This window comes from Actinoplanes flavus, from assembly GCF_017592555.1.
Lineage (GTDB): Bacteria > Actinomycetota > Actinomycetes > Mycobacteriales > Micromonosporaceae > Actinoplanes > Actinoplanes flavus.
The window spans coordinates 1-2,783 of record NZ_JAGFNS010000072.1 but is presented as its reverse complement, the minus strand read 5'-3'; the positions used below and the strand labels follow the sequence as shown (position 1 = coordinate 2,783).

At 66.8% G+C, this 2,783-nt stretch carries 2 protein-coding genes and 1 rRNA gene; 1 reads left to right on the top strand and 2 read right to left on the bottom strand.

Annotation, left to right across the window (positions count from 1 at the left end):
• Together J5X75_RS43685 and J5X75_RS43680 are read right to left on the bottom strand one after the other, a co-directional pair.
• Positions 1 to 98 (bottom strand): 16S ribosomal RNA (locus tag J5X75_RS43685); the annotation flags it as partial.
• Between the two features lie 1,673 nt (positions 99 to 1,771).
• On the bottom strand, positions 1,772 to 2,182 hold the full coding sequence (locus J5X75_RS43680) for an ATP-binding protein (RefSeq protein ID WP_208473628.1): 411 nt from the start codon (positions 2,180 to 2,182) through the stop codon (positions 1,772 to 1,774).
• A 331-nt stretch (positions 2,183 to 2,513) separates the two neighbouring features.
• Between J5X75_RS43680 and J5X75_RS43675 the strand changes: the two genes are divergently transcribed.
• A partial coding sequence (locus tag J5X75_RS43675; RefSeq protein ID WP_274383857.1) for a sigma factor occupies positions 2,514 to 2,783 on the top strand: 270 nt, incomplete at its 3' end.

Genomic DNA, 2,783 nt, shown 5'->3' with positions numbered 1-2,783 from the left:
TCGCCGCTCGAGTACCCCGAAGGGCCTTTCCGCTCGACTTGCATGTGTTAAGCACGCCGCCAGCGTTCGTCCTGAGCCAGGATCAAACTCTCCAACAAAATCTGTTGAACAATCGTCCCGGCAACATGAATGTTGCCAAAGGAATCCTCAACCTGTCCGTAGACAGGCCGGGGTATTGCCATAATTGGCACTGGCTTATCAAGCACCCTGTTGAGTTCTCAAAGAACAACCGCACACCATCAAACCGTTCCGCATTCCGCGGCCCGTTCTCCGGGGCACTCGCTCTACTTTACCCTCGCTATTCCGTCGCGCCAAATCCGGGGTGTTCCCCGTTTTGGTGAGCTAGGAATTCGCTCGAGTCCCGCGGAAGCTTACACGATCGCTCGTGGCGCTTGATCCTTGGGGTTTGGCAGGACGGCCGGTGCGCGGATCTCTCAGTGCTGAGTGACCCGGTTTACCTCGCCCGTTTCCCTGCCGGCTCGGAGAACATTACCCGGTCCTCCCAGCAACGCCAAATCGGCCCCCACACTCGATCGCACTCCCGTGGTCACTGATGCCGGCGAGCCGAAAGAGTTCCATGATCTTGCGAGGCGACGCCGATACCCAATGACCATCCCTCTCGCTGGTCCCACCGACAACAGAAATGGCGCCCGGCAGCATCCGCGCAGTTCAGCGCACTCCCGCAGACCGGCCGTCAGCGCTGCACCAGTGGCGGCGCAGCAGTCCCCAAGGCGATCAGATCGGTTCCGGCTGCCCCCGAGCGCTGTCTCGAACGCTCCGAAACAGCGCCGAGGACCAGCCGCACAAGATCAACAACGACGCAGCGCGACCGGCGGCCTACCCGTGGGCGCGGGCAGGTGCTTGGCGGGACGGTTCGCGGGCCACGGGGAGGTGAGCGCCGGGCACGAACATGCGGGGGCGAAGTGAACGCCGGGCACAAACATGCGATGGGCACGTGCGCACCGCGTACAAGAAGGGGAAGTGCGAGAGAGTCGCCTGGATGGAGAAAACTCGGCGCTTCGCGCCGCTTTCCATGAGCGTCGCGGTCCGCGTGCGGCCAGATCCGGAAGTACGAACCCACTCCGCCTACGCCCAGGCCCGAAAGCACGAACCCACTCCGCCTACACCCAGATCCGGACGCGCGTCGGGTGGGAGGTGAAAGGAAAGGAGGGAGGGAGGGAGGGAGGGAGTCGGCCACGGTAGCGGCGAGCCCGGCGTCGTAGGCGGAAGGCGACTCGCCCGGCGCTCCCAGGCCGAAGCGGGGCACCTGGCGCTGCAAGCGGAAGCCGCGTGCCCGGCGCATCAGGCTTAAGCCCCGAGACCGGCGGCGCATCAGGCCGAAGCGACGGAACCGGCGGCGCACACGACGAAGCCACGGAACCGGCAGTGCATCCGGCCGAAGCGGCGGGAACTGCGGCGCATACGGCGAAGCCGCCAAACCGAAACGCATCGGCCGAAGCGACGGGAACATCGGCACATCAGGCACGAGCAACGAGACCAGCAGTACATCAGGCCCAAGCGACGGGAACGGCGGAGCATCCGGCCCAAGCGACGGGAACGGCGGAGCATCCGGCCTAAGTGGCGGGAACGACAGCGCATCGGGCCCAAGCAACGAGACCGACAGCGCATCCAGCCTAAGCAACGAGACCGGCGGGGCATCCGGCCCAAGTGGCGGGAAACGACAGCGCATCCGGCCCAAGTGGCGACCCGGCGGGGCGTCAGGCCCAAGTGGCGGGCGGCGGGCATTTGGCGGAGTGGCGGGAACGGTGTTTCAGAGGGTGAAGACGGCCCAGACGTGTTTGGTGGTGGGGGTTCGGTACCAGCCGAGGTCGGTGGCGAACGTGCGGGCCAGGTGGAGGCCCAGGCCGCCGGAGCCGATCGGGCGGGACTGGTTGAAGAGGGGTTCGCCGGCCAGGTCGTGGTCGGCGACGTCGAGGATGAGGTGGCCGGGTTCCTCCAGGAGGCGGATCACCGTGGGTCCGCGGCCGTGGCGGAGGGCGTTGGTGGCCAGTTCGGTGGCGACCACCGCGATGCGGTCGAGGCCGTCGTCGTCGATCAGGGTGCCGGTGACCGCCTCGCGCAGCTCGGCTCGCAGTCGCCGTAGGTCCTGGACGCTGTCGAGGGTCCAGCGGCGTTGTTCGGTCGCCGCCGGGTGCGGAACCGGGGCAGGCAGCGACGTCATGTGCCTATCTTGCCCACTCGAGGGGGAATCGCGGTGGCCCGTGCGGGTCGGTGTGATCGCTGTTCGGAGGTGCTTGTGTGCCGGAGCGCCAGGGGATATCGGCCCTCGTTCGAGCGAAAAACCCGGTGGATGTGGAGGTTTAAGACCGTTTTGTCACGGTAACACCCTCACACTTTCGGCTAGTCTTCCCTCGACCTGTCGTATAGAGTCGGCGTAACCGAACGGCCAAGTGTGCCTGGGCGGCGAACGCCGTCCACAGATATGGATGCCCTACCGACCGGGTCCCGAACAGGGCCGGCTCTCCAGGAATGGCGCCAGGGAGGACCAGGACATGACCGTCACCGAGACCTCGACGGCGGTGTCGCCGTCGACCACGGCCAGCGCCACGGCTCCGGTCGACAGCGCTGCCGAGTTGCTCGCCGCGATGGCCGCGATGCCGGTGGGACACCCGTCCCGGGCTTCGCTGCGGGACCGGGCGATCGAGGCCTGGCTGCCGCTCGCCCGGCACCTCGCCCACCGCTACTCCGGCCGCGGCGAACCCACCGACGACCTCATCCAGACCGCCACCGTCGGCCTCATCAAAGCCGTCGACAAATTCGAC